The organism is Novosphingobium cyanobacteriorum (assembly GCF_029436685.1).
GTDB classification, from domain to species: domain Bacteria; phylum Pseudomonadota; class Alphaproteobacteria; order Sphingomonadales; family Sphingomonadaceae; genus Novosphingobium; species Novosphingobium cyanobacteriorum.
This window is the reverse complement of sequence record NZ_JAROCY010000029.1, coordinates 15,392-40,516: the sequence shown is the minus strand read 5'-3', so window position 1 is coordinate 40,516 and position 25,125 is coordinate 15,392. Positions and strand designations below refer to the sequence as shown.

The 25,125-nt window shown below is 59.1% G+C and carries 19 protein-coding genes; 6 read left to right on the top strand and 13 right to left on the bottom strand.

Annotation, left to right across the window (positions count from 1 at the left end):
* Window positions 1-82: 82 nt before the first annotated feature.
* From POM99_RS20150 to POM99_RS20140, 3 genes are read right to left on the bottom strand one after another with little or no spacing between them, the layout of a single operon-like run.
* Complete coding sequence (locus tag POM99_RS20150) at window positions 83-1,171, bottom strand: exonuclease domain-containing protein (RefSeq protein WP_277280486.1); 1,089 nt, start codon at window positions 1,169-1,171, stop codon at window positions 83-85.
* Window positions 1,172-1,193: 22 nt separating this feature from the next.
* Window positions 1,194-1,736, bottom strand: coding sequence for an ImmA/IrrE family metallo-endopeptidase (locus tag POM99_RS20145; RefSeq protein ID WP_277280485.1), 543 nt, complete (start codon window positions 1,734-1,736; stop codon window positions 1,194-1,196).
* The gene (locus POM99_RS20140) at window positions 1,733-2,170 is read right to left on the bottom strand and encodes a helix-turn-helix transcriptional regulator (protein ID WP_277280484.1); all 438 of its coding nucleotides are present in this window, start codon (window positions 2,168-2,170) and stop codon (window positions 1,733-1,735) included. Before POM99_RS20140 ends, POM99_RS20145 begins: the two co-directional genes overlap by 4 nt.
* Before the next feature lie 133 nt (window positions 2,171-2,303).
* On the opposite strand from POM99_RS20140, the gene POM99_RS20135 reads away from it, so the two are divergent.
* Window positions 2,304-3,254 carry a hypothetical protein gene (locus tag POM99_RS20135; RefSeq protein ID WP_277280483.1) on the top strand — a complete coding sequence of 317 codons (951 nt, stop codon included), beginning with the start codon at window positions 2,304-2,306 and terminating at the stop codon, window positions 3,252-3,254.
* A gap of 251 nt (window positions 3,255-3,505) precedes the next feature.
* Window positions 3,506-3,991, top strand: a complete 486-nt coding sequence (locus tag POM99_RS20130; protein WP_277280482.1) for a toll/interleukin-1 receptor domain-containing protein — start codon at window positions 3,506-3,508, stop codon at window positions 3,989-3,991.
* 227 nt (window positions 3,992-4,218) lie between these two features.
* Here the strand turns inward: POM99_RS20130 and POM99_RS20125 are convergent, their stop codons facing one another.
* Window positions 4,219-5,136, bottom strand: coding sequence for an alpha/beta hydrolase (locus POM99_RS20125; RefSeq protein ID WP_277280481.1), 918 nt, complete (start codon window positions 5,134-5,136; stop codon window positions 4,219-4,221).
* A 103-nt stretch (window positions 5,137-5,239) separates the two neighbouring features.
* Window positions 5,240-7,429 carry a TonB-dependent receptor gene (locus POM99_RS20120; RefSeq protein ID WP_277280480.1) on the bottom strand — a complete coding sequence of 730 codons (2,190 nt, stop codon included), beginning with the start codon at window positions 7,427-7,429 and terminating at the stop codon, window positions 5,240-5,242.
* A gap of 175 nt (window positions 7,430-7,604) precedes the next feature.
* Between POM99_RS20120 and POM99_RS20115 the strand changes: the two genes are divergently transcribed.
* From POM99_RS20115 to istB, 3 genes are all read left to right on the top strand, one after another.
* Window positions 7,605-7,964 (top strand): TetR/AcrR family transcriptional regulator, encoded by a 360-nt coding sequence (locus tag POM99_RS20115; protein WP_277280479.1) that lies wholly within the window; start codon window positions 7,605-7,607, stop codon window positions 7,962-7,964.
* Between the two features lie 87 nt (window positions 7,965-8,051).
* Entirely contained in the window at window positions 8,052-9,572 is a 1,521-nt protein-coding gene (gene istA, locus POM99_RS20110) for an IS21 family transposase (protein WP_277280488.1), read from the top strand.
* Window positions 9,562-10,329: an IS21-like element helper ATPase IstB gene (istB, locus tag POM99_RS20105; RefSeq protein WP_277280478.1), complete on the top strand. Its 768-nt coding sequence runs from the start codon at window positions 9,562-9,564 to the stop codon at window positions 10,327-10,329. Before istA ends, istB begins: the two co-directional genes overlap by 11 nt.
* A gap of 96 nt (window positions 10,330-10,425) precedes the next feature.
* Here istB and POM99_RS20100 read toward each other — a convergent pair whose 3' ends face one another.
* The 8 genes from POM99_RS20100 to POM99_RS20065 are packed head-to-tail and all read right to left on the bottom strand — an operon-like array spanning window position 10,426 to window position 23,558.
* Window positions 10,426-11,010 (bottom strand): hypothetical protein, encoded by a 585-nt coding sequence (locus POM99_RS20100; RefSeq protein WP_277280477.1) that lies wholly within the window; start codon window positions 11,008-11,010, stop codon window positions 10,426-10,428.
* Window positions 11,007-11,318, bottom strand: a complete 312-nt coding sequence (locus tag POM99_RS20095) for a UvrD-helicase domain-containing protein (RefSeq protein ID WP_277280476.1) — start codon at window positions 11,316-11,318, stop codon at window positions 11,007-11,009. The genes POM99_RS20100 and POM99_RS20095 overlap by 4 nt, the downstream gene beginning before the upstream one ends.
* Window positions 11,315-13,162, bottom strand: a complete 1,848-nt coding sequence (locus tag POM99_RS20090) for an ATP-dependent nuclease (RefSeq protein WP_277280475.1) — start codon at window positions 13,160-13,162, stop codon at window positions 11,315-11,317. Before POM99_RS20090 ends, POM99_RS20095 begins: the two co-directional genes overlap by 4 nt.
* A 26-nt stretch (window positions 13,163-13,188) precedes the next feature.
* A complete protein-coding gene (locus POM99_RS20085) occupies window positions 13,189-16,227 on the bottom strand; it encodes a type III restriction-modification system endonuclease (RefSeq protein ID WP_277280474.1) in 3,039 nt (1,012 codons plus the stop codon).
* Window positions 16,228-16,237: 10 nt separating this feature from the next.
* On the bottom strand, window positions 16,238-18,340 hold the full coding sequence (locus POM99_RS20080; protein ID WP_277280473.1) for a site-specific DNA-methyltransferase: 2,103 nt from the start codon (window positions 18,338-18,340) through the stop codon (window positions 16,238-16,240).
* A 10-nt stretch (window positions 18,341-18,350) separates the two neighbouring features.
* Window positions 18,351-19,058, bottom strand: a complete 708-nt coding sequence (locus POM99_RS20075; protein ID WP_277280472.1) for a DUF4391 domain-containing protein — start codon at window positions 19,056-19,058, stop codon at window positions 18,351-18,353.
* Window positions 19,055-22,327 carry a helicase-related protein gene (locus POM99_RS20070; protein WP_277280471.1) on the bottom strand — a complete coding sequence of 1,091 codons (3,273 nt, stop codon included), beginning with the start codon at window positions 22,325-22,327 and terminating at the stop codon, window positions 19,055-19,057. The genes POM99_RS20075 and POM99_RS20070 overlap by 4 nt, the downstream gene beginning before the upstream one ends.
* 10 nt (window positions 22,328-22,337) lie before the next feature.
* A complete protein-coding gene (locus tag POM99_RS20065) occupies window positions 22,338-23,558 on the bottom strand; it encodes an ATP-binding protein (RefSeq protein ID WP_277280470.1) in 1,221 nt (406 codons plus the stop codon).
* A gap of 257 nt (window positions 23,559-23,815) precedes the next feature.
* Here POM99_RS20065 and POM99_RS20060 point away from each other — a divergent pair, with 257 nt between their 5' ends.
* Window positions 23,816-25,009, top strand: a complete 1,194-nt coding sequence (locus POM99_RS20060) for a DUF932 domain-containing protein (protein WP_277280469.1) — start codon at window positions 23,816-23,818, stop codon at window positions 25,007-25,009.
* Window positions 25,010-25,125: the final 116 nt, after the last annotated feature.

Here is a 25,125-nt window from a genome sequence, read left to right as displayed (position 1 = left end):
CAACATCCCCGCCCTCGCCGTTCGTATGCACAAACGGACAGCCTCAAACATGCCCAAGGGTGGGGTCAATTTTAGACGCCGATTACCCCTCAAACGGGGTCAATTTTGCACGCCGGTCTACACCTCCATAGATTCGTTCCTCAACATGATCAGATTCAGGATACTCCTCTTTGCTAGCTTCGTAAGCCGAGATTAGGCGTGCGATAAACTCGGCGTCGGCTAGAACAAGTTGGGCTCGCGCTTCAATGTCGTCGACGGAGAGACCGCCAAGGCACCAAGCGGGGGCGTCATAGATGTCACGAATTGAGGGTGCCGCGTTGATCTTTGTTTTGCGTAGTGGCTTGGGGCCGTTCTTGATGCACTGAATCAGTGCAGCATGATCGAGCGTCCTGAAATCGCTCGGGTCATGGGAGAGGTCGAAGCATAGGTGCTTGTTTGGCTGCTCCATGTCGGAACCGATGCAAATGACCGGAAAATGTTTCTGACCGCCGAACGAATAATATTCGCTAAGCAGAATGGGATCACCCGCACCAAGGAAATCCGCGCAGGTGGCCTTCTGCGAGAACCGTATGAAATTCGACCATTCCTGCGGCGCTTCCTCGGCTACGATCTTGCACAGATGAATCAGCGCCTCGACATCGGCCATGGCGTCATGAGCGTTCTGGTGATCGAAACCATTGGCCGGAGCCAGAGCGTCCAATTTGAAGTTCGGCCTGCCATTCGATTTGGCGGGGATCACCAGGCAACCGGGCTCAAACTGGGCAACGCCTTTGACCAACAGCATAGCATCCGCGCGCGTGTTGCCCTGCTTGTTGGTTAGGTAGGGATCGTGAAGGGTCTGGTAGAACGCCTGCCGAAGCAATTCCTCGTCGAATGCCATGCTGTTGTAACCAACAAAGATTGCTGGCGACCACTGGGTCAGCTTTTGTCGGATCGCGCGGACCATCTCATAATGCGAAGGATAGTCGGGATGGCTGGCCTGTTCGATCGTAACGCCGGTGACGAGCATCGCACCGGGCGACATGATGATGTGTGGCTGAAGTCGGCAACGTATCTCAAAGCGTTCCAAGACGTTGAGATTTTCGTCAGTATGGACAGCGCCAAACTGAAGAATCTGGTCAAAGGCCGTGCTGATTCCCGTAGTTTCGGTATCGTAGAAAACGAAACTCACATCCACGCCCCTTTTGGTCAGCCTAATTGAATGCCATTAGCCTGTATTGCATTGCTTGAGGGCTTACCTTGAAGCGCTTGGCAAGCGCATTCAACTGATCAACATCTTCCAGCCCGAATGATGACAAGTCTATTAGTTTCTCAATGAGGAAGCTGGGCATCAGCAATTCAGAGGCGAAGGCGTTAGCTTGAATTTCCATAATGTCCGTGCCTTCGGCGGATTTCTCATCGCGCAGCATCGCCCGCTGGCCGCCGATGAATACCGCAAAGCCTTTATCGACATGCACGGTCCCTATCAGATGCTCGCGGTGCAGAATATGATGTCCTAATTCATGAGCCATCGTGAAACGCTGCCGATTGGGGTGATGGAGTGCATTTACCCCAATCACTGCAACGTCGTCCTTGATGACGGCCATGCCAGAGAGCGCCTCATCAAGCGGCGAGAATTGAAGGCGTATACACTTCTTCTTGATGATCCTCTCAACGGGAACGGGGGCCGCTTCCACACCGAACTCAGTGAGAATCTCGCGCGCAGCTTGTCGCGCAGTGTCTTGCCCATAGCTCATTTGGATTGCGATTCAGGTAGTACGGCTTGAAGGAACTGGGCGACGCTTGCCATTTCGTCGTCGGAAAGGTCGCTACGAGAAAGCGCAATCTGAGGTTCACTTTTGCTCGCCGTCTCCGGCAATGGAGCCGATGGGACCAAATCCGTAATGCTCTTCAGGCCAAGGGCTCGCACCAATGCGTAGACCTGATGTAGCAAAACCTTCTGTCGACCGCTCTCGATGTTCGCGACGGATGCTCGGGAGAGGCCGATCTTATCCGCCAAGGTCTGTTGGGTAAGATTAATCTCATCTCGGCGCGCGGCGACAGCCCGCCCCAATAACCCATAAACTGCGGCATTTTCCATGCTGTCGCCTTGCCAGAGTGCACCGGTGATGTCAACGACACAAACATATGTTTGCAATAAGCACGTTGCAATGTTTGTGGTAATTGACATATCCCGCACTCCTCGCCATACGGGTTATGCGCTCAGGCAGTCCTGCCTGAGTCGAAACTGAAGCGGCAAAGATCGATCCGGCCACATCATTGGCCGTCGAGATGCGCCGCCCGTTCGAGCGGGGAATGGCGCTGTGAATCACTCAGTTCAGGAGGCACTGGCGAGCATCGGCAGGCAACTGGACGCCAATGCCTTCCCTCACGTGTTCGACAACGGCGTGGTTATGCCCAGCACGTCCGATGTCGCACCATCAGCACTGGGCAAGGAAACTGACGATGAACAGCAAAGACCGAGAGGACCCGCAGCCGGGTCACGGAAAGGGGCCGCCCAACGGAAAGGGACGCCCCGTCGAACACGGCAGGCCGGTGCCTCCGCACGGATCAGCGGCGGCCTGCTTCGGACCGCCTACGAAGCGCAGGTAGCGAGCCTTGAAAAGGCATATCCTGCGTCCCGCGTGTTCCTTGATGATGACGGAATGTGGCTCCAGACCCAAAGCTCAGTTTTGTCGGGCCTGGACTATGGAGCCACATTTCTTGTCGCCCTGCCGTTTGTGCCCGGAGCCGGACCACGTGCTTGGGGCTTCTGGAATGGCCCCGGCGGCCCGCTTTGGATAGGGCCTCGGCACACAAATTTTTTCGATGGATCGATATGTGCGTTTTCGCCCGGCGATAATGCTTGGGTCGAGGGTGGCGATCTGACGTCGCTGATCGACCTTTATACGGTGTGGGCGCTTCGCCATCTTCACTTGAAGCTCCTGGGTCGATGGCCGGGGAGGCAATATTCTCTGCCCCCGCCCAACGAGATGCTGAATCCCTATTATCGTCTGGTCCAATGCAAAGATGACGAACTCTGCGGCTGCGGATCCCTGTCGGCGCGATATGCGGAATGCTGCAAGCCGAAGGACCTACGATTTGATTTTGGGCGACTGGCGCAAGAATTTGTGCGGCGCATGGGCGGCAGGTTCGGGGACCGCAAGCCGCCGCTGGCGATTGCCGACTTCGCCGCGGGCGAGGGTGCTGCACCAAAGATCAGAGATGTACACAACCTGATGGCCCCGACGGCTCGGACTTCCAAGCAAGCCTAGTAAGGAGAAGAAAATACATGGCTAGATGCACGGCACCAGTAAGAGGCCATACACGTGGCGGTGGAGCAGACTGCCCTGTGTGCGGCCCCCGCTATCGTGGCTTCAGGTCTTACTCATCGTATTCCCCGACCTCTTACTCTTCGTCCTACCCCCCTTCTAGCTCCTCGTCAGGAAGCAGTCGCGGCGGCCAGAGTAGCGTTGGCGGGTCTCGCCGCACCGCGAAGCCTCGCTGGTCGGGAGCAGGTTCGGCAGTGTGGTACACGCCTGAGCAAGTGCAAGCGTTCACGCCAATTCGACAAAACGTCGAAGATCTGGCGGAGTCGCAGCCCGACCTTCGGGACGTGTTTCTCTGTCACGCGTGGGATGACAGGCAGGGCTCTGCCAAGCAACTGCATGATTTGCTCGAAGCGCGCGGTGTCCGCGTGTGGTTCAGCGAAAAAGACCTCGGTCTCGGCGTACCGATGATGCGGGCAATTGACAAAGGCCTGATCAATTCGCGCGTCGGCATCGTTTTGGTGACCCCGGCAATGTTGCGGCGTCTCCCGGCCGAAGGCGTTGCAGACAAAGAGCTTTCGGCGCTCCTCCGGCGTGAACGACTCGTCCCGGTTGTTCATGGAACGACCTATGAAGAGCTTGAGCAGGTCAGCCTCCTGCTAGCTTCCCGAGCCGGGCTGAACACTGCCGAAGAGTCGATGGCGGAAGTCGCGACCAAAATCGCCGAATTGGTCGCTACCTAGGCGCGCTCAGCGAATGTCGCTTTACATGGTCCAGGCGCAGAAAAGCCGACTGACCGAGATTTGGTCGGTCGATCCGTCCTGAGAGTTTGTTGAACGAATGGAAGGTTTCGAGAAGCCGATTTGAACGGCTGAACGGCGGCTTTGTCAGCGGTTTTAGCTGGGCCGCTCAACGGGCATGCGACTCTCGATTTCCCGGTGGCCTTGTCGCGCTCGCGCATTTGTAATGGTCACTTGCCCGAAGTTCCCAATCTCTTTGCAATCCACTGACCTGCCTCAGCGATTGCGGCCTTGCCTTTAGTGGGAAGCTCATTCTGGAAGAGCGGCCAGGCGTGGATCATTTCGGGCCAGACGCGCAATGTTATGTCACATCCCGCCAATGCAGCGCGGTGGGCAAGGCGTGTGGCATCGCCGAGCAGGACTTCGTCAGTTCCAACCTGGATCAGTAGCTGCGGTAGCCCAACCAGATCGCCATTGAGCGGTGAAATCAGCGGATCCTCAGGTGCGTGGCCAGCGCAGTAGATATCTGCCATCGCCTGAAGCGCCTCATGCGACACCATTGGATCGCGGGGCGCGCAGATGTCGAAGGCTTCGCCGCTTTGCGTCAAGTCGAGCCACGGGCTGAGGAGGTAGATCGCACCCGGCAGAGCACAGCCTAGCTCACGAAGCTTCAGAACCAGCGCCAGGGTCAAGTTGCCGCCGGCGGATTCACCGCCAACCACGATGTCGTCCGGTTCGAAACCCTCGCCAAGGACATATTGCCAGGCGTTGACCGCATCATTCAATCCCGCTGGGAAAGGGTTCTCTGGCGCCAGTGAATAGTCCATGTTGTAGGCGACCACTCCAGCCGCGCTTGCCAGCCGCGAGACCAGGTGACGATGGCTGAGCGACGAGCCAAAGGCATGCCCTCCGCCGTGATGATAGAGCAGGGCCTTGCTGGTGTCGGCACCAGTCGGCACGATCCGCTCCCCTCGCACCGTACCGTTGTTGATCGGCTCGATCGTGCAATTATCGGCCGGCGGGACCGCGCCATGCTCGGCATCGAAAGCAGCGCGTTGCTGATCGATAGTTGGTGCTGGACCGCGCGCCAGTGCCGCAGTCCGTTCACTCCAGCGGCGCTTGAAAGAGGCGATCTCGCTTTCGGTCATGTCTGCTTCTCCGTGGGATCAGGCGAGTGCGCTTAAGGCGTCATCAACAAAAAAGAAGGCGCGCCGCGCCCTGGGTTAGGCACGGCGCGCCAGGGGAGAGATCCTAAAAGTTCACTTTCGCTTCGATGCCATACTGGCGGGGTGCTCCCCAAGTGACGAACCGGGCGCCGAAACTGTCAGACGCATCCATCTGCGCGATATACGCCTTGTTCGTCAGGTTCCTGCCATAGACCCGGACGTGTAGACGATCGTTCGGGCTGTCCCAGACAAGCCCCATGTCCAGCAGCGCGTAGCTGCCTTGTGCATCAAGTGGTCCGTTGAATTCGCGGAAGAACACCGTGCTTCGCTGGCTGACATCAGCCCTGATGGTGAACGTGCCGAATGCGCCGGGTGTGGTGCGGTAGCCTAGCCCGATGTTGCTCGAAAATTGAGGAGCCTGGCTGAGACGCTTGCCATCGAGCACCTGCACGCCGAGTGCCGGATTCATCCCATCGACGTTCGAAAAGCTGGCATACTTCGCGTCGAGCAGCGAGACGTTCGCATCGAACATCCAGTGGCGGTCGGGACGCCATGCCGTCTCGATCTCGAGTCCCTTTACTTTCGCGGCGGCCGCATTCGTGATGAAGCGGGCAAGGCCGATCACCTGGCTGATCTGGAGATTGTCGTAATCGTATTTGAAAGCCGAGAGGTTGAGCGTCAGGGTGCGATCAAGAAGGCGCAATTTGACGCCGCCTTCGTACGCCGTCAGCTTTTCCGGATTGAACTGATTATCGCAGGCATAAAGATTGAAGCCACCTGCCTTGAACCCCTTCGAGAACGTTGCGTAGACGTTCGCATCGCTTGAAACTTCGTAACGCGCACCGAACCGCGGGGTGGTCGAGGTAAACTCCACATCGTTGGTTCGCAGCGGACAGGTATAGATTGGCGCCCCCGGCCCCCAGGTGATGTTGTTCTGCTGGGTCTGGGATTGCTTTTCCTTCGAATAACGGACCCCGGCGATGAGGCTCAGGCGGTCCGTCGGGTGCAATGTCACATCGGCAAAGGCCGCCTTAACTTCCGACCTGTAGTCCGGTATCCGGAACAAGAGTTGGCTACCCGGCGGAAGGCCGTTGTCTGGCAGCAAGGTGACGGCGAACCCTTCCTTCAAGTTGTGGTCTAGGGTGTGATCGAGCTTGTCGTTCAGATAGAACACACCGGCGACAGCATCGACCATCTTGTCGCTGTAGGCAGCGTTGAATTCCTGGGTAAAGGTCTTGGAAAAATACGCGCGTCGGACCGGGAACATCGAGACGTTGATGCCGTCATCGTCCGACAGTGAATCGTCGGTCAACTTGTTGTAGCCACTGATCGACTTCAGTGTGACCTTGCCCAGGTCAAGCGTCGTTACCGCAGACAGGCCGAGATACCGCCGCCTGGTGTTGACTGGATCATTGGCCGAGGTTCTCCACGGCTCGAACGAGTAGGTAGCAGTTGCCAACACGGGATTGAGATAGATCGCGAAGGGTGCGGGATAGTTGTGCAGCGTAAAGTACTGCGATGGTCCATCACTGTTGAGGAATTCGCCCTTCAGCTCGATTTTGAGATTGCTGGTCGGCAGCAGATCGACCCGTAGGCGCCCGGACATCGTTTCCGCCTTGTCCAAGTCCTGCCCGCCGGGAATGATGTTCTTGATGAAGCCATCCCCGCGCTTGGTCCAGTCCAGCAGCAGCCGAGCGCGAACGCCTTCAGACACGGGTATGTTGACGACGCCCTGAAGGCGCGCCTCGTCGTAGTTGCCGTAGCTCGCCAGCGCGTAGCCTTCAAACTTGTCGGTCGGCGCCTTGGTGATGAAATTCACCACGCCGCCATTGGCATTGCGGCCATAGAGAGTGCCCTGTGGCCCGCGCAGCACTTCAACGCGCTCGAGGTCGACTTGCAGCAGGTCGCCCATCGATGGGCGCGCCTGGTACACGCCGTCGACGTGGATTGCCACGCCCGGCGCTCCCTGATTCAAGCCGACCCCCCGGATCGTGACGGCTGTCTGGCCGAGCAGATTGCCAATCTGCGTACTCGGCACGATGAACTGCAGACTGTTCGCCGTGCTGGCGCCGCGTTGCGCAAGTGCGTCAGCCGTCAGCGCGGTGATCGCCGCGGGAATGTTCTGTACACTCTCCTGGCGCTTCTGCGCAGTCACAATGATTTCGCCAGCGCCGACGGCGGCATCGCCGCTGGTCGCTGCTTCTTGCGCAGCTGCGGGTGGGGCGAATGCCAGGGCGGCAACCGACATGAACAACGCGGACCGAATCTTCAGCATCGAAATCTCCCTCTCCGAACCCTGTCATCAGCGCTGCAATGCCGCAGCCGCATCATGGTTTTTTACATTTCGGGGCAAAGATAAATCTGAACGTCACATCGCTGTCAAGCGTATTTTACATATGGGTGCAAAGTGACCAGTTGACGTAAAGTGCCGCCTTGTGGTGAAAGGGCCTGTGACCGAACAGAAACTGAAATCGCGCTCGGCGCGGGGTTCCAAGCGGACTCGTGTGCTTGTGGTGGCAGCGCGCATTCTCAACCGGATCGGGGTCTCATCGGTCTCCCTACCGGCGATCGCCGAAGAACTGGGTGTCTCGCGCGCCGCGCTCTATTACTATTTCGCAGACCAGGAAGACCTGGTGTTCCAGAGTTATCGCCGCTCGTGCGAGATTCTGGCGCAGCATCTCGGCGATGCGATCGATGCCGGTGGCGATGCGTTGTCGATCATCGATTCGTTCATTGACCGGGTGCTCGCGCCGGACAGCGCGGAAATCGCATCGATCAGCGATATGGTGTTGAGTAGCGCCGAGAATTGACCCAGGAGAGGCAGAAATTATCACTGAGAATTGACCCATGCTTTCCTCGCCCCCGGCTGACAGTCGGGAGGCATCGGAGTGATCGACATGGACCTACTCAGTGTGATCCGCCGCTGGCACTTTCGCCAAGGCATACCCATTCGCGAGATCAAACGGCGCACCGGCTTATCTCGCAACACAATCCGCAAATATCTTCGTGCCGACGCGGTGGAACCGGTGTTCAAGGTTCCCGACCGGCCGAGCAAATTGGACCCATTTGCCGAGAAACTGACGGGTTGGCTTAGGGCGGAATCGGGCAAGTCGCGCAAACAGAAGCGCACTGCCAAGCAGCTTTATGCCGATCTCGTCGCACTCGGGTATGACGGCTCGTATACTCGCGTGGCGGCCTTTGCCCGCGGTTGGAAGCGCGATCGCCAGTATGAGCAGCAGACCAGCGGGCGCGGAACTTTCGTTCCGCTGGCCTTCCAGCCTGGCGAAGCCTTCCAGTTCGACTGGAGCGAGGATTATGCGGTTTTGGGCGGCAAGCAGGTCAAGCTGCAGGTGGCCCATACCAAGCTGGCGCATAGTCGCGCGTTCATCGTGCGGGCTTATCTGCTGCAGACACATGAGATGTTGTTTGATGCCCTGACGCAGGCATTCCGGGTGCTGGGCGGCGTGCCGCAGCGCGGGATTTTTGATAATATGAAAACGGCGGTCGACAAAATCGGCCGCGGCAAGGCGCGCCAAGTCAATGCGCGGTTTGCGGCTATGGCCAGCCACTATCTGTTCGAGACCGACTTCTGCAATCCAGCTTCAGGCTGGGAGAAGGGACAAGTCGAGAAAAACGTTCAGGATGCACGCCACCGCCTGTGGCAACCTATGCCCAGCTTCCCGGATCTTGCGGCTCTCAACGACTGGTTTGAGGAACGATGCATCGCGCAATGGGCAGACATCCAGCACGGCGCACTCCCCGGCACCATTGCCGATGTGCACGCCGACGAGGTGGCCAATCTGATGCCCATGGGGCGGCCCTTCGACGGCTTCGTCGAGCAGACCAAACGCGTATCGCCCACCTGCCTGATTGCCTTCGAGCGCAACCGCTACAGCGTGCCAGCCTCCTTCGCCAATCGGCCGATCAGTCTGCACGTTTATCCTGAGCGTCTTGTCATCGTCGCGGAAGGGCAAATCCTGTGCGAACATCCCCGGATTATTGATCGATCCCACCAGAAGCCGGGGCGCACGATCTATGATTGGCGGCATTATCTCGCCGTCATTCAGCGCAAACCCGGCGCCTTGCGCAATGGCGCCCCCTTTCTGGAGATGCCCGAAACCTTCCGGCAATTGCAATCCCAACTGCTCAAGCGACTTGGTGGTGACAAGGAGATGGTCGAGATCCTCTCGCTTGTTTTGCACCATGACGAACAGGCCGTCCTGCGCGCTGTCGAACTGGCGCTTGAGGATGGGGTGGCAACCAAAACCCATGTGCTCAACGTGCTGCACCGCCTGATCGACGGAAAGGCACCACCAGCTCCTCCCATCGATGCACCGCAGGCTCTGCGCCTCGGCAAGGAGCCCAAAGCCGATGTTGGTCGCTACGATACGCTGAGGGAGATGCGTCATGCGTCATGATCCCGCCAGCGCCGCCGTCGTCGTCATGCTGCGCGGCCTCAAAATGTACGGCATGGCTCAGGCCGTCGGTGACCTGATCGAGCAGGGCGCGCCTGCCTTCGAAGCCTCCGTCCCCATGCTGTCCCAGTTGCTCAAGGCAGAGATGGCTGAACGTGAGGTTCGCTCGATCGCCTATCAGATCAAGGCTGCTCGCTTCCCGGCCTATAAGGATCTGGCCGGCTTTGACTTTGCCGCCAGCGAGATCAACGAAGCCTTGGTGCGTCAGCTCCACCGTGGCGACTTCATCGACAGTGCCGACAATGTGGTGCTGATCGGCGGGCCCGGTACCGGCAAAAGTCACATTGCCACCGCCCTTGGCGTCCAGGCTGTCGAGCACCACCGAAGGAAGGTGCGCTTCTTCGCCACCGTCGATCTGGTCAATGCGCTGGAACAGGAAAAGGCGGCCAACAAGGCTGGCCAACTGGCCGAGCGGCTGCTTAAGCTCGACCTCATCATCCTGGATGAACTGGGCTATCTGCCCTTCAGCCCGTCAGGTGGGGCGCTGCTGTTCCACCTGCTCAGCAAGCTGTATGAGCGTACCAGCGTCGTGATCACCACCAACCTCAGCTTCAGCGAGTGGGCCAGCATCTTCGGCGATGCCAAGATGACGACCGCCCTGCTGGATCGCCTTACCCATCACTGCCACATCCTAGAAACCGGCAATGACAGCTTCCGATTCAGGGCCAGTTCCGCCACTCCCAAAGCCAGAAAGGGATAAACCCAAACCTTGACCTTGCTCGCCTTGGGCAGCACATATCCCACATCCACCCGGGTCAATTCTCAGTGATAATCCTGGGTCAATTCTCGGCGCTACTCAACAGGCATTGGTTTGCTCTTCGGCATTTTTCAACCTGTAGAAGCCTGCAATCACGCGAAGTGTCCGCGTTAGGCTCTCTTCGGCTGGTCCCGTCGGCCACTCCAGGATCGATGCGACGACGACTGCCGCCGCAGCCGATAGTTCCGCATCCCACACGACATCATGCTCAATAACGGAGAGCGGCTGATTATTGTAGGTATGAGGCTCCGAAAGGATAACTGAAAGGTCCGCGATGAGCGAGTTGCTCCGCGACAGCACCGCGACACTAGGCTTCTCGACACCTTTTTTTCGCAAAGCGCTGAAAGTCCAGATCACCGCCGCGTGAACCGTCGCGGGGAACGCGTTCACCCAATAGCTCACCTGCTTGACGTCAGGTGTTGCCGGCAGCGGACTTTGATTGCGCAATACCGCATCGGCAAACTGAAGGATGCCGGCATTTGGACTCCTGTGGTTGTCACCGCCGAGATCGAATTCGGCAATCGCGACAGCCTCGCGTAGAATGTCCAGACGGCGAGGATCGATGTCGTCCCGATAATCGAATATCCGCTGTTCCGGATCCGCCAGACAGAACACGTCGGTCACTTGGGCGAGCGCCCGCACAATCCGCCACTGATTGTCGTCTCCATACAGAACGCGTGGTAGGTCTGGACCACGACGGCCCTGCGTTGGCTCGGCGTCAGGATTTCTTTGCAGCGTAGGAGGACCTGCCGGATCGCCGCACGAGAGAAGCTCAGGAACAGAACTTCCTGACCGGGCTTAAGCGTCGCGAAGCGGGCTTGTGCCTTGAATAGCGCAATCGTCGTCTTGCCTGAGCCGGGTCCACCGAGCACCAGCAGGTGCCCGGCCTGCCCGATGATCGCCTTTCGCTTCTCGCACAGCTCCAACTTCATTCCAGCAAGTCCCCGAAATCGCCAGGCACAGGTGCGGCAATGTCATCGGGTACAGCACTAAGACACTTATGAATTGCCTCCAGGATCTCGCGGATCGTCGCGGGCAGTTCCGCCGCGGTCTGGCACTGCGCGATCAACATCGCCGCATATCCATAGGCCTCGCCCTTGCGGGCTTTAAGCACTTTGATAGCCAATGCCGCTGCGTCCGCATCACTGGCCGCCGGATCATAGGTCCCGACAGGGGGATAATCGGACCGATCTTTCACTTCGTCGAGAAAGCGCCGCACGACCGGGATCGGCATCTGCTTGACAAGGACGTTCTCGATACCCTTCTCGGGCGACTCCCAGACCTGAGTGTAGCTTTTCAGCTTTTCGAGAGAATCTTGACCAAATGCGGCGTTCGGCTTGTCGTAAAACCCGAAGGCTAGCTTGCCGAGCGCAGAGAAAATCGGGCCATGACGCGGCACTGCATTGTCCGCGCCGGCGTCAAAGACGCTGACGCCGGCAAGATCGAAATGCATGTAAGTGTCCGCAGGCAGCGAGGCCTCCATTATAGACGATGCAACCGGAAACAGCGACGCCTCGGTCGAGCCCTCAACGACCAGCACCGCCCGGCTCAGGATCGCCTCGGCGAACTGGCGACGCTCCGTCCGGTAGGTCTTTGGCTTAACCGCCTGAGCGTCGATCGGCTGGCCCGTCAGCGCCCCACCCTCGTCGCGGCTAAGGATGACGATCTGCGATGGATCGAATTGCTCAATCACATAGGGCGAATGCGAAGTGACGATGGATTGCCCCATCTCGGCCAGCACGAAGCGTGTGACGCGGCGCTGCGTATGCGGTGGCAGCGCAATCTCGGGCTCCTCCATCGCGAAGATCACCGACTGCTTGTCCTTCAGCTCAGCGATGAATGTCAGCAGCGCAAAGACCAATAAATTAATCGAGCCGGTGCCAAGTCGGCCGAACGGTACGAGATGTTGCCCTGGCTGTGCAGCGATGAACAGACGCACGACCTCGCGCAGATGCTCGCGCGTCAGGTCCGACGCGAAGAACGCTGTAGAGTTATCGCCTGGCGCGAGATTCACGAAACGGCCCATACGCGACCTGACTTCGGCGCGAATTTGCTTCAACTGCTCGATCTCGCCGATTCCAGGGTCGAGGCCTTGCAGTCGGCCGAGCGTATCCTGCCACATCTCAACCGCGCCAGCCCCGCCGAGCTTTAGGACCGAATCGAGCAAAGACCCCCGCTGAAGGCTTAGCGCTCGTGACCCGGTCCGCAGGGTCCGTAAAAACACAAAGCCGCAAAGCCGCTTGTGCGCGCGCGTGAACGGAACGCGCCCTTGTCCAAGCTTTATCTCGGACTCCTCATCGAGAGCATCGACTTCCTTGGTTGGATGGTCGAAAAAGGTATTCCCGACGAAATCGTCCTCCTCCCGATCGTAGCGGCCGATAAATAGCAGCGGTAGGGCCCAGACCGCTCCAAGCGCGTCGGCCTCGGCGAGCCCGTTATCCCCTTCGTCGATGAAGGTGCCGGCCTTATCGTCCCACCGGCGTAAATGACCGCCGAACCGGCGTGTTGCCTCTTCGGAGAGATCGACAAGGATTGCCTCAATACGGATTTCGATGGGAATTCCGTCCGCCGCCAAATATCGTCCGCAGTGAAAGTCGTGCTCGTCAACAACGGGTCTTCGAAAAAGCCTTTCCGGTCCCAGGACGAGATCAAGCGCCTCGCACACGGTCGACTTTCCAATATTGTTGCCACCCACAAGAAGCGTATGGCCGGAAAAATCGACGCTGCCCTGAGAGACACCCCGGAAGTTTGTGATCTTGAGGCGTCGAACTCGCATAGCTTCTCCCTCAAAACTTATCGGCGTTAGGCTGTCGCGCGTCCCACGATATCCATCAGTTTCTCGTAACTCGTCACCACGTCATACTTGACCCGATCCTCCGACACACGCTGACCGATCTCATCGAAGAACTTTCGGGCGCAAGCAATCTTGGTGTTCTCGATCTCGCGGAGCTTCATCGTGGACATGGTGCCCTTGGTCTCTGCGACGAAGTAGATGTGCTTTACGCTTCCTTCCTTGAAGGAAATTGCCCAGTCGGGGTTATAGTCGCCCACTGGTGTCGGGATCAGGAAGCCGCGCGGTAGCTTGGCATAAACGACCACCTCGCTGGCAACGTCGAGCCGGTCTGCGAATTTGCGCTCAATTTCGGAGTCGGTGACCACGTAGTCGTAGATGTGCCGCTTGAGCTTGGCCGACGCCTTGGAAAAGTCCTGGCCGGTCTGGTTCGCGGTGAAGATGTCGACGTCGTAGCGTTCGGCCAGCCCGTCATAGGCCAGCCGCTCGATGACCATCGTTGCCTTCTGCTCGGCGATGATCCGCGATGCCTCGGCGATGAAGTGCTCGGGGTTCTCCTTGAACTGTCCGAAAACGCTGGCCTGAATGCCCGTCAGGATCTCGGCTGCAGTTTTGCGCGTGAGTTCCGTGTTTTCGGCGATCTTCCCGAGGAGGTCGTATTTCACGAGCGAATGGACTGATCCTCCGCGCTCGGTCGTTGAGCCTGTAAGGGCAAAACCATCACCCGCCTTGAGCTGCTCATCGGTCAACCCGTCGCCCTGGATGCCGGTCTGGACCGTGTACTGGAGCGGCGTCACGCGAAGGTGGCTATCGAGAGCGCTCACGCATTTGCGAACCAACTCGTCGGAGTCGAATTCGACCCGATAGACGGCCTTCTGGTTGATGCGCCGCCAAAGCTCCTGGAACTCCTTCTTCTCGAAATTCTCATTAAGCGGATTGGTCTTCGGCTTGCGGCCGTCCTCCACCTTCGGCAGCTGCGCGTCGCTGAATACGCTGTCGATGATCTGGAAAATCTGATCGGCGTGCGCCTTCAACTCGTCCGGCAAAGCCGCCAAAGTTCCGGCTTCCTTCGCCTGATGGTAGGCGCTGGTGATCTGGTCCGTGTCGTCGGAATAGTCGTTCTTCACGAGGTAGCGGTATATCTGCTTCGCCATGGCCGGCGTGATCTCGATCGAGCCTGTATCTGTGGTGATCGTTTTCCCGGTGAAATACGCCTCGCTTGCCTTGCGCGGCCGAGAGGTCAGCGTGTCGGCGATTTCCTTCTGGAGGCCGGCGACGAAGTTCTTGTAGCTCTCGCTCGCGACGACGGTCAGCACGTTGATATCGTGGACCACCGCCGGGTTGTCCATGCGATCGCCGTTCTGGTCGACCGACAGGCGCAGCCCCCGGCCCACTTCCTGGCGCCGCGAAACGGTATTGTCACTGTGCTTGAGCATGCACATGACGAAGACGTTGGGATTGTCCCACCCTTCACGCAGCGCTGAGTGTGAGAAGATGAACCTCGTCGGCTCTGCGAAGGACAGCAGCCGTTCCTTGTCCTTCAGAATCAGGTCGTAGGCGTCCACGTCGTCTGAATCGACCGACCGAGCCCCGACGGCGGGATCCTTCAGCCGGTTGGTCTTCTTGTCGATCGCGAAATAGCCGTTGTGCGTCTTGGCCGCATCGATGCCCGACAGGTGCTTGCGGTAGGCGTCGTTATCGATCGCCAACTCAGCCAGATACTCCGCCTTGAGAAGCTCGTACTCCTCCTCGAACACGCGGGCATACTCGCCCTTCTCATCGGGCTGGGCGTAGTCACGGTACTTCACCACCTCGTCGATGAAGAACAGCGACAGCACCTTGATACCCTGGACGAAGAGCTGCTTCTCCTTGTCGAGATGTGCCTTGATCGTCTCGCGGATCTGGATGCGCCGGATGTCGCGCTCGGACACGTCGCCCGTTGCCTCTCCGGCGCGCAGCACCACGCCATTGGTGAACTCGACCGTGTCGTTGCGCGCATCGATCTGGGAAATGGTGAAGCCGTCGCGGTACTGGTCCAGTTCTTCGGACTTTGCGAACAGGTCGTCCCGGAACTCCAATCGCTTAAGCTGACGCTTGATCTCGCCGCTCGCGAGTTTCACCTCGATCTCGATCCGCGCCACCGGCGCCTTCTTCGAGATCTCGATTCCCTCCAGATAGAGGTAGGCGTTTGTGCCAGCGAGCCCGCGCGTCTGGATGCCCCGAACCGCGATCTTTTTCACCAGCTTCTGGTTGTAGGCGTCGAGCGCATCGAGCCGGTGAACGCGGTTATGCTGCGTCTTGTGGGTAGCCGAATAGCGCAGGATCATGAGCGGCTTGAACTTGGGCAGCGCCTCCATCGTGGCCGCGCCCTCCATCTTCTGCGGCTCATCGAGGATCAGGATCGGCCGATTGCTGGCGATCACGTCAATGGGCTTGCGCGACTGGAAGTCGTCCAGCTCCTCATAGATGCGGCGGTTGTCGGCGCCGCGCGCCGCGAACGCCTGGATGTTGATGACCATCACGTTGATGCCGGCGTCCGACGAAAAGCTCTCCAGCTCGTGCAGGCGCTTGGAATTGTAGATGAAGAAGCGCGCCTTCTTGCCGTAGCTTTCGGTGAAGTGGTCGGCGGTGATCTGCAGCGATTTGTAGACGCCCTCACGGATGGCGATCGACGGCACCATGATGATGAACTTCGACCAGCCGTAGCGCTTGTTCATCTCGAAGATCGTCTTGATGTAGCAATAGGTCTTGCCGGTCCCCGTCTCCATCTCGATGTCGAGGTTGATCCGGCAGCCAGCGTTGGCGACCAGCTTGTCGGAAACCGGCAGGTTCTGGCGGCTCTGGACATCCTTGATGTTGGCCAGCACCTGAAGCTCGGTCAGCGCCAGATCGGCGTTCTTGAACCCTTCCTCGAAGGCGCTCGTTTGCGCCTTCCGGCCGGGATCGATCCGGTAGGTGATGCCGTTCGACATCGGCTGCCCGGCGAAGCAGTCGACGACTGCGGTCACCGCCTGCGTCTGGTAGGGCTGGACCTTGAATTTCAGCTTCACGGTCGCCCCCTCAGATCGACTTGACGTCGGTGCCGGGAGAAACCTGGCGGAAGACCTGTTCGACGTTAATCTTCACCGCGTCGGAGACGAAGCCATTGTCGCGGAACACGACGCGCAGCGGCTCGCGGCCGGCAAGCTCCTTCACGAGTTCCTCCGTCACGCCCGTCTCAAAGCAGGCAACCAGCGCATTTCCGTCCACGAAGAACACGGTCTTACCCTGTATGGTCTCGCGTCGGATCGGCAGCGTCAGATCCACGCCCCAATCGACGAGCACCTGGAACAGCAGATCCTCAGGGCCACGGTCGGGCTTGATGTTGTCGATGGCTGTGAGCAGATCCTTCTGATCGACCTGGTCCGGGCGATAATAGACGTCCTGCATGTTGGACGTATCGACCTTCAGGACCCGGAAGCCGACATCGCGATTCCAACCCGGATCGCAAGTTTCCGACAACACCGCTGCCCCTGCCTGTCTCACGCGTTCTTTCGACACTTCAGACAAGACGAGCGATCGACCATTCTTCCTCATGAGCTTGATCGCGGCCTGCACCGTCTTTTTTGCGGTTCCCGTAGTCGAGGCTTCTGCCTCCTGCAAATCCTCGGGGAGCTGCACCATAATGAAACGATGATTAGTTCCATAGGTGGCATTGGCCCTGAAGACAGCTTCGGCGGTACTGGCCGATCCAGCAAAGAAGTCCATCACAAGAGCTGAACGATCATTCGGCGTCATATATTCGATCAGCTTTGCCAACTCATCGTGATCTTTCGGGTTCGTGAAAACCTTCGCACCCATGAGCTTGCGCAGGTATTTTACAGAGACTTGAGATTGTTTGTAGAAATATGAACCGCGAACCTGCGTGGCGAAGTCCGTTTCCTCTTCGCTGTCGTCATCAATATCGTTCGAGTCGACTTGGCTTCCATCCGCCTCTTCGGGGATAGGTCGAATATGCGCCTTCCTGAAAGGCGGTTGCGTGTGGTCGTCGCGGAACTCGACAAGTCCGACCTTGATTTGCCTCTGCATCTCCTGGGACGTCGAATATCTCCAGCCCGCTTCGGGGACTTCGCAAGGAACCCCTGTCACTGGATGAATCACATCATACCTCGGTCCATCACCACCGGGCCAAGAGATATCGCGATCTCGCCACGGACCGTTTTCGTCGACGCGCTTATACCGCGCCCACTTCTTTGCTGGATGGCCCTTCGGCAGGTCGGAGTACCATTGAGAAAGGTCAGCCTCGATGGCCTTGAAGTTATCACCATGAACTCCGCGCAACCTGACGAATTCGGCCCAGATATCGCGCGCACCGGGCTTCTCTTCCCGCCAGATTTCTTGCTTCTCGCGTAACCGAGTCACGTTCTTCGCGAAAACCATCATGTATTCGTGACCAACGGAAAAGAACTTTGCATCGTTCTTTCGGCCCTTCTCCCAGATCAGTTGGGCCACGAAATTGGCCTCGCCAAAGACCTGATCCATTACCTTTCGGAGCGCGGCCTGTTCGTAGTCGTCGATGCTGACGAGGATGATCCCATCATCCTTCAACAGCCGCTTGGCGACCGTCAGTCGAGCGTAGATCATCGACATCCAGTCCGAGTGATATCGACCGCGCGTATCCGGGTTCGACACCAGACGCCCGCCTTCGGCAGTTTTCTCCCCCGCGTCGATTTCGAACTGCTCCTTGTCTGCGGTGAAGTTATCCCTGTAGATGAAGTCCTTCCCAGTATTATAGGGAGGGTCGATGTAGATCAGTTTGACCTGACCGAGATAGGTTTCCTGTAGCAGTTTCAGGGTCTCAAGGTTGTCGCCCTCGATGAAGAGGTTCTTCGTCGTGTCGAAGTCGACACTTTCGTCCTGTGCAGGTCGCAAGGTTTTTGAGACGGGGGAGTTCGCAGTGATCAGCGCCTCGCGTTTTCCGGGCCAATCCAACCGGTACCGCTCTTGTGGCCCTTCGACGATGTCGTCGCTCAGCTCCTGGCGCAGCTGATCGAAGTCTACAGCCAGACGCAGGTGTCCCGTAGCCTCGTCGCGCGCCTCGGTCACGCAGCCGGGGAACAGGTCGCGGATTTTCGCGATGTTCTCCTGGCTCAGGTCAGGGCTGTGCATCTTCAACTTGTCCATCGTCATTCCCTTACTCATTCGTCGTGGCAGCGACGGGAGCGGCGCCCGATAGGCGCTCCAGTTCCTGCCGTGCGGCGCGCAGCTCGGCATTGATCGCCACGCGCTTGTTGAACTGCTTCTCGCGGGTCAGGCGGCCTTTGATCCGCTCCACCTCCCGCGTCTTGGTCCGGATCGCCTCCATCCGCGCCACGCGCGTCTGGATGTCCTCGCTGATGTGATCCGCCTCAGCGGCGACCTCTGGCATCAGTGCCGTGATGAGGGCGTCGTAGAGGCCGCCAAGATTGAGCGCGACCGGCAGCGGCCGACGCGGCGCATCGTCTGGCGCCCAATCGGTGGCGAAATACGCACTGACAACCCACTTGGTGACATCCGCCTCGCTCGGCCGCTTGAAGGCGGCCACCGCCTTGCGCTTCCCGGACCAGCTGAGTTCGAAGATCAAAGGGAACGGAATTGCGCGGTCGATGGCCCGCAACACGTCGTCGTCGAGCTTGCCGGTGCGCAGGCTGATGCCGAACACCTGGATTTCGCTGACGGCCTTCGTCGCCGCGAGGTTCGTCGTTTCCGGCGCGAGCTTGTATTTCCAGACGATCTGATCGACCTGGGTGACGAACAGGTCCCGAAGCGCTGTGCCCGCGCCGGCGTGCTCATAGATCCGGCTTTTGGGGACGACACGGCCGAACGCTGCGGCCTTGGGATAGTCGAAGAAGGCTGTCGTCATGGGGCCGCCTCCTCGATCACGAGGAAAGCGATCAGCTCGAAATCGTCGATGCCCGCAATGGTGTGGACCAGCGCCGTGGTCCGGCCACCACTGAACAGGCTATCGATGTCCTTCTCTTCCTTGACCTCGATCATCGAGCGGATCGCGGCGCTCAGCAGTGCGGAGCATTGCTCCATCTTGCGACCGTCCTGCGTCCGCGCGTTGAACAGCTGGCAAACCGTGCGGATCGGTTCCGCCTGACCCTTGCAGCTCGTGCGGATCAGATCGAGCAGGCGTTTCACCTCGGTATGGTCGATGATGACCCCGCCGTCGTGGCCGACATAGACGAGATAATAGGGGTGCAGCCGGTTCTGCTGATTGATGTTCACGCTGTCGTGGATGTTCTTGAGCGCGAAGATCACGCCTGGCTTCAGTCCCAGCGCCGACTGCGCTGGCACCACCGCATGCATGCCGTTGGGCAAATGCTCAAGGTCGCCGTGCTCCTTGATGTGGTTCAAGAGGTCCATGCGAAAATCGTTGAGGCCGAGGTCGGTGATGGAGACCCCGGTTCGGACATCCTCCAGCTCGATCACCTCCTCCTGGAGGCGCTTGAGCTGTTCTTTCCGGTAAGCAATGTCGCTGCTCTTCGCCGTCAGAACGTTGTCGTCGCCGGTCGCCGTGACGTCGGCGATCATCATGCGGTTTTCGACGCGTTCCTTGAGATTGATGTACTCGTCCAGCGAGATTTCCGGCCAGTAATTGACGAGCTGGATTTGCGCATTGGGCGACCCGATACGGTCGATGCGGCCAAACCGCTGGATGATGCGCACCGGGTTCCAGTGGATGTCGTAGTTGATCAGGTAGTCGCAATCCTGAAGGTTCTGCCCTTCGGAAATGCAGTCCGTCCCGATCAGGATGTCGATCTCGCCCGCCTCGTGCGGCAGGATCAGCCGCTTGTCCTTTGACCTTGGCGAGAAGAGCGTCAGCAGAGACTGAAAATCGTAGCTCTTTTTCAACGTGCTCCTCGGCGCGTCGGAACCGGTCACCATGCCGCTGTGCAGGCCATGCGACTGGAGAAACGCCGCAGCGAGGTTGGCATACAGGTACTTGGCAGTGTCCGCGAAGGCCGTGAAGATGATGACCTTGCGGTTGCCCTGATTGAGCGGGCCATCGACCTTGCGGGTGATGAGAGTCTTCAAGTGCTGAAGCTTCGCGTCATCTTCTGGCCCCACCTTGTCCATCGAGACGATCAGGTCGCGGATCAACGCGAGGTCTGCGCCAAGGTCGTGCTTCCACGACGGCAAGTCCATGTCCGCAAGGCTGATCTGAATCTTCTTGCCGACCGTGAACTCGTCAAGGCCGCCGAGATCCTCGTCATCGGGATCGAAGCCCGGATCTCCGAGATGGTCGGTGACGCTCGCGGCGGCGCCCGTGCGCTCGTAGGTCTCAATCGCCTGAAGCGTCTGCGCGATGTTGCCGCTCAGCGCGCGCAAGGTGAGCCGAAAGGCTTCGACCGAGCTTTCCAGCCGCTTTAGCAGGTTCGTCGTCATCAGAGCCTGAAGGCTCCGCTCGCGGTCAGCCTGACGCAGCTTGCCGCGGCCGCCCTCAACCTGGGTGTCGTAGATTTCTTCGTACTTCCGGAGCCGACTTGGCAGGATGTAGCTGATCGGCGCGTAGACTGCGAGCTTGAGCACCGAGAGGTTGGCGAAAATGTCGTTGAGGCCGAGCACGTCGGAGCGGTGGGTGATCGGGCACTGGTACGACAGTGGCTTTCGGCGCTGCGGGAATTTGCCGATATCCTTGGTGTCGTAGAAGGTTTCGATGTGCTTGCGCGACCGGGCGATGGTCACCGCATCGAGCATTTCGAAGAAATCGAAATCAAGGGCCTTCAGGATCGCGGCCGCTGTTCTTTCCTGTGGCGGCAATTCCGACCAGGCGTTGAACGCTTTCTGGGCTCGCCGGAAAATCTCCTCGATCCCGGTCTTGGTTTTCAGCTTGCGGCTGAGGTTCTCGGAATCCCCCTCATAGGCCAGCGCGAGCTGATTGCGCAGGTCGTTGAACCGGTTGTTGACCGGCGTCGCCGACAGCATCAGAACCTTGGTCTTCACACCGGCGCGGATGACCTTGTTCATCAGCTTCTGGTAGCGGGTCTCCCGGTCCTTGTAGACGTCGTTGTTCCGGAAGTTGTGCGACTCGTCGATGACGACGAGATCGTAATTGCCCCAGTTGACGCGGTTCAGCGGGATGCCAAAGGACTCGCCCGATGTGCGCGAAAGATCGGTGTGGCTCAGGACATCATAGTTGAAGCGGTCCTTCGCGAAGATGTTCGTCGTCAGATTGGTGTTGTAGTTGCGCCAATTGTCCGCGAGCTTCTTCGGGCACAGCACCAAAACCGACCGATTGCGTAGTTCGTAATACTTGATCACCGCAAGCGCCGTGAAGGTCTTACCCAAGCCGACGCTATCCGCCAGAATGCAGCCGTTGTGCATTTCCAGCTTGTTGATGATCCCTGTCGCGGCATCCCGTTGGTAGTTGAACAGCTTGTTCCAGACGAGACTGTCCTTGTAACCCGTCAAGTCGTTAGGCAGGGCATCCTGATCGACCTCTTCGAGAAAATCCTGGAAGAGATTGTAGAGGATGTGGAAGTAAATTCGCTCGGGCGAGTTCTCCTGGTAGACCGACTCGATGTGGTCGCAAATGGCGGCGGTGACATCGCTGACCTTATCCTCGTCGTTCCAGATCTGATTGAACAGTTGCAGGTAGACTTGGGTATGCGCGGCGTCATCGATGCGCGTGACCAGGTTGGAGACGGCATCGCCTTTCTGATAACCAAGGTCGACGGCCGTGAAGCCGCTGATCGGCATATAGGCGACATCGCCCGCTTCGGACCCCGCGTGGACGAACTGTTGCATCGGCGCTTTCGTCGTATTCGACTTGAAGCGTGCCTTCTTGCGAATCCAGTCGGCGCACTCCCGCGCAACCGCACGCTGCGTCAGCTTGTTGCGAAGCTGGATCTCGAATTCGGTTCCGTAGAGACCGCGCTCCCGACTCCCTTTGGGTATGAAAAATTCGCGTCGTTCCTTGCGAAGGCGGTCCGTCACATCCACCGGGACAAACGTGGGCGCAGTAAAAATGAATTGAAGGCTCTCCACCTTGGATAACTCCGCGCGGAGCGCCTCGAACGCATAGATCGAGAAGCACGAAGCAGCGATCTTGAGGCGAGCGCCACGCCCGAGCGTCGCCTTGAGGTCATCGCCGAGAAGCAAAGACGTGTTGTCGATGATTTTCATCAGCGCGTCCTCACGCCCACAAGCTCGAAAGCGGCGCCGCCGCCAGGCGATCGCCGAAGGAGACGACATCAGTGCTATCGTAAAGCACCACGCCGAACGCGAAGCGTTCGCCGCAGGCATCCGCCAAGGCTCGTAGGCCTGAAAAGTCGCCGGCCTTGACTGTTGCGCTAGCCTTCACCTCGATGGCTGCGACCATGCCATCATCGCGCTCCAACACGATGTCGACTTCGCGCGTGTCCCGGTCACGATAGTGATGTGGCGTCAGACGCAAATCTGATGCTGTCATCAGCTTCAGAACCTCCGCGAACACGAAACTTTCCAGCAGAGCGCCAAACGTGCCGCGATCCGCCTTGATGCGATCGAAGGTCAGTCCACGCGCAGCCGCCAGCAGCCCCGAGTCCAGAAAATGCAGTTTGGGCGTCTTAACGATTCGTTTGAGCGTATTGGTGAACCACGGCTGCAAAGTTGCGATCAGGAACACCTGTTCGAGCAGACCGACATAACGTTGCGCAGTCCTCTGATTGACGTTTATGCCGCCAGCAAGCTGAGAGTAGTTCACGAGCTGCCCCGAATGCTCGGCAAGCAGCCGCACGAATTTCGGGAGTTCGGTCAGTTTCTCGATTTCGGCGATGTCGCGCAGGTCCCGGGTCAGGATTGAGGTGAGATAGGAACGCGCCCAATCCTGCCGACGCCGCTCGCTTTCGCGGCCAATTGCCTCGGGAAAGCCACCCCGCAAAACGGTTTGGATCAGTTCGTCGCCTACGACGCTTTCCTTCTGGCTCTGCAATCGCCCCTCGAACAAACGCTCCAGGAAGGTCGGCGCCCGATTTGCGATTTCCGCCTGCGCCAATGGCAACATCCGGATCGTTTCCATCCGTCCCGCGAGACTGTCGGCGACGCGCGGCAAGGTCAGCACATTGGCGGAGCCCGTCAGCAGGAAACGGCCGGGACGATAATCTTCATCGACTGTCTTCTTGATCGCCAGCAGGAGATCGGGCGCGCGCTGGATCTCGTCGATAATCGCGCGGTCCAGCCCTCGGATAAAGCCAGCTGGGTCAGATTGTGCGGCCGCAAGGACAGTCTGGTCATCGAGCGTGCTGTAGGTCCGATCATCGTCACCCATTTTCCGGACTAGCGTAGTCTTGCCTGCCCGACGCGGCCCCACGATCAAGACGACCGGAGTGTCCCCGAGGGCCTCCTCCGCCCGCCTTTCAACGAATCGCTCGTACATGCCCGCTCCGGTTCCGGCAGATTTGCAATATCTGTCTCGGCAAATTTGTAGTCAAGGAGCCGCTGATTTGTATCGCAAGTTTTCCGGAAGTGAGTTGGGGAAAGTCTTCCCCTCCGTCCGAGCCGTGGTCTCGGCCGACCCCGTCTGCGGGGGGAGACCCCGCAACGCCCCCGTTAGAGTGAGAGTGCGGAACAGATTTCCGTGACGGGTGGAGCGCCGAGAGAGAGGCTTTCGGCGCCCGTCATGGAGATTTTCCCATGAACATGCAGGTTCTCGACGCCCGGCGCGATCTCAGCGGCGGCTACAAGGTGGATGTCACGCGCGGCGAGCGAGTCGGTCGGGTGTCGTCGGAGTGGTTTTCCAGGCCGGATGACGAGCGGTTTCTGTCGCTGGACGAGTTGGCCCGCTCGGTGCGCGATAGGTCCGAGCGTAGCCGGACCCGCGTCGTGGAAACCGCGCTGATCCATGTCGAGGCGAGCCGAAGCGATCCCGAGCGACTGTCGCTGGTCCTGCCCGGCGCCGAGGCGCCAGTGGCGCCGACGCACTGGAGCTTCGGTCAGCTCGCCGCCCAGGTCGGCGCCCCGGCGGCCTATTTGCGCCAGCTTCCCGCCGCCCTTGCTGGCATCAATTTGCAATATGGCCTGACCTCGAACCGCGCCGAGCAGATCAAGACGCTGGAGACCGACACCGGCCGCGTTGAACTGCGCGCCGTTACCGGCCCGGACTATGGGCGCATCTATGACCACGAACTGGTCGAGGCGGTCCAGCGCATCGCCGGCAACGGCACGGGCGATACGCGCTGGAAGGTGCCGGGCGTGCTCGACTGGTCGACGGGCATCTACAATCCTCGCGTCGACATCTCGAAGGACACGACGACGCTCTACGCCAGCGACCGCGACGTTTTCGTGTTCCTCGTCGACGACCTGAACCCTATCGAGGCGGGGCGCCTGCCGGATGGCTCGCCCGACCTGTTCTTCCGCGGCTTCTACGCCTGGAACTCCGAGGTCGGCGCGAAGACGCTTGGCATGGCGAGCTTCTATTTGCGCGCCGTGTGCCAGAATCGAAACCTCTGGGGCGTCGAGGATTTCGAGGAAATCAGCATCCGCCACAGCAAATACGCCGCCTCGCGCTTCGCCCATGAGGCGGCCCCGGCGCTCCTCAACTTCGCCAATTCATCGCCCATGCCTTTCGTCAACGGCATCAAGGCGGCGCGTGAGCGGATCGTGGCGCGGACCGATGAGGACCGCAGCGACTTCCTTCGCCGGCGCGGCTTCTCGAAGGGCGAGACGGCCAAGATCATCGACGCGGTGCTGGTCGAGGAAGGTCGGCCGCCCGAGAGCATCTTCGACTTCGTGCAGGGCATCACGGCGGTCGCACGTGACAAGGCGCACCAGGACGCCCGCCTCGACATGGAGGGCAAGGCGAAGAAGCTGCTCGATCGCGCGGCCTGAAATCCGTGAAGCCGGAGATGCGGATTTCCGCATCTCCGGCTTTGATTCTGTCTGATCGCGGATCGGCAGATTTGTAGTCAGGCTGGCGCGGATTTGTAGTCAGCGTGCCGTTTCTA

Excerpts from the sequence above, each read along its gene's own strand:
- POM99_RS20145 (WP_277280485.1), bottom strand. The coding sequence starts at position 1,736 with ATGAGCTATGGGCAAGACACTGCGCGACAAGCTGCGCGCGAGATTCTC.
- POM99_RS20140 (WP_277280484.1), bottom strand. The coding sequence starts at position 2,170 with ATGTCAATTACCACAAACATTGCAACGTGCTTATTGCAAACATATGTT.
- POM99_RS20125 (WP_277280481.1), bottom strand. The coding sequence starts at position 5,136 with ATGACCGAAAGCGAGATCGCCTCTTTCAAGCGCCGCTGGAGTGAACGG.
- POM99_RS20120 (WP_277280480.1), bottom strand. The coding sequence starts at position 7,429 with ATGCTGAAGATTCGGTCCGCGTTGTTCATGTCGGTTGCCGCCCTGGCA.
- istA (WP_277280488.1), top strand. The coding sequence starts at position 8,052 with ATGGACCTACTCAGTGTGATCCGCCGCTGGCACTTTCGCCAAGGCATA.
- istB (WP_277280478.1), top strand. The coding sequence starts at position 9,562 with ATGCGTCATGATCCCGCCAGCGCCGCCGTCGTCGTCATGCTGCGCGGC.
- POM99_RS20095 (WP_277280476.1), bottom strand. The coding sequence starts at position 11,318 with ATGAAGTTGGAGCTGTGCGAGAAGCGAAAGGCGATCATCGGGCAGGCC.
- POM99_RS20090 (WP_277280475.1), bottom strand. The coding sequence starts at position 13,162 with ATGCGAGTTCGACGCCTCAAGATCACAAACTTCCGGGGTGTCTCTCAG.
- POM99_RS20080 (WP_277280473.1), bottom strand. The coding sequence starts at position 18,340 with ATGGACAAGTTGAAGATGCACAGCCCTGACCTGAGCCAGGAGAACATC.
- POM99_RS20075 (WP_277280472.1), bottom strand. The coding sequence starts at position 19,058 with ATGACGACAGCCTTCTTCGACTATCCCAAGGCCGCAGCGTTCGGCCGT.
- POM99_RS20070 (WP_277280471.1), bottom strand. The coding sequence starts at position 22,327 with ATGAAAATCATCGACAACACGTCTTTGCTTCTCGGCGATGACCTCAAG.
- POM99_RS20065 (WP_277280470.1), bottom strand. The coding sequence starts at position 23,558 with ATGTACGAGCGATTCGTTGAAAGGCGGGCGGAGGAGGCCCTCGGGGAC.
- POM99_RS20060 (WP_277280469.1), top strand. The coding sequence starts at position 23,816 with ATGAACATGCAGGTTCTCGACGCCCGGCGCGATCTCAGCGGCGGCTAC.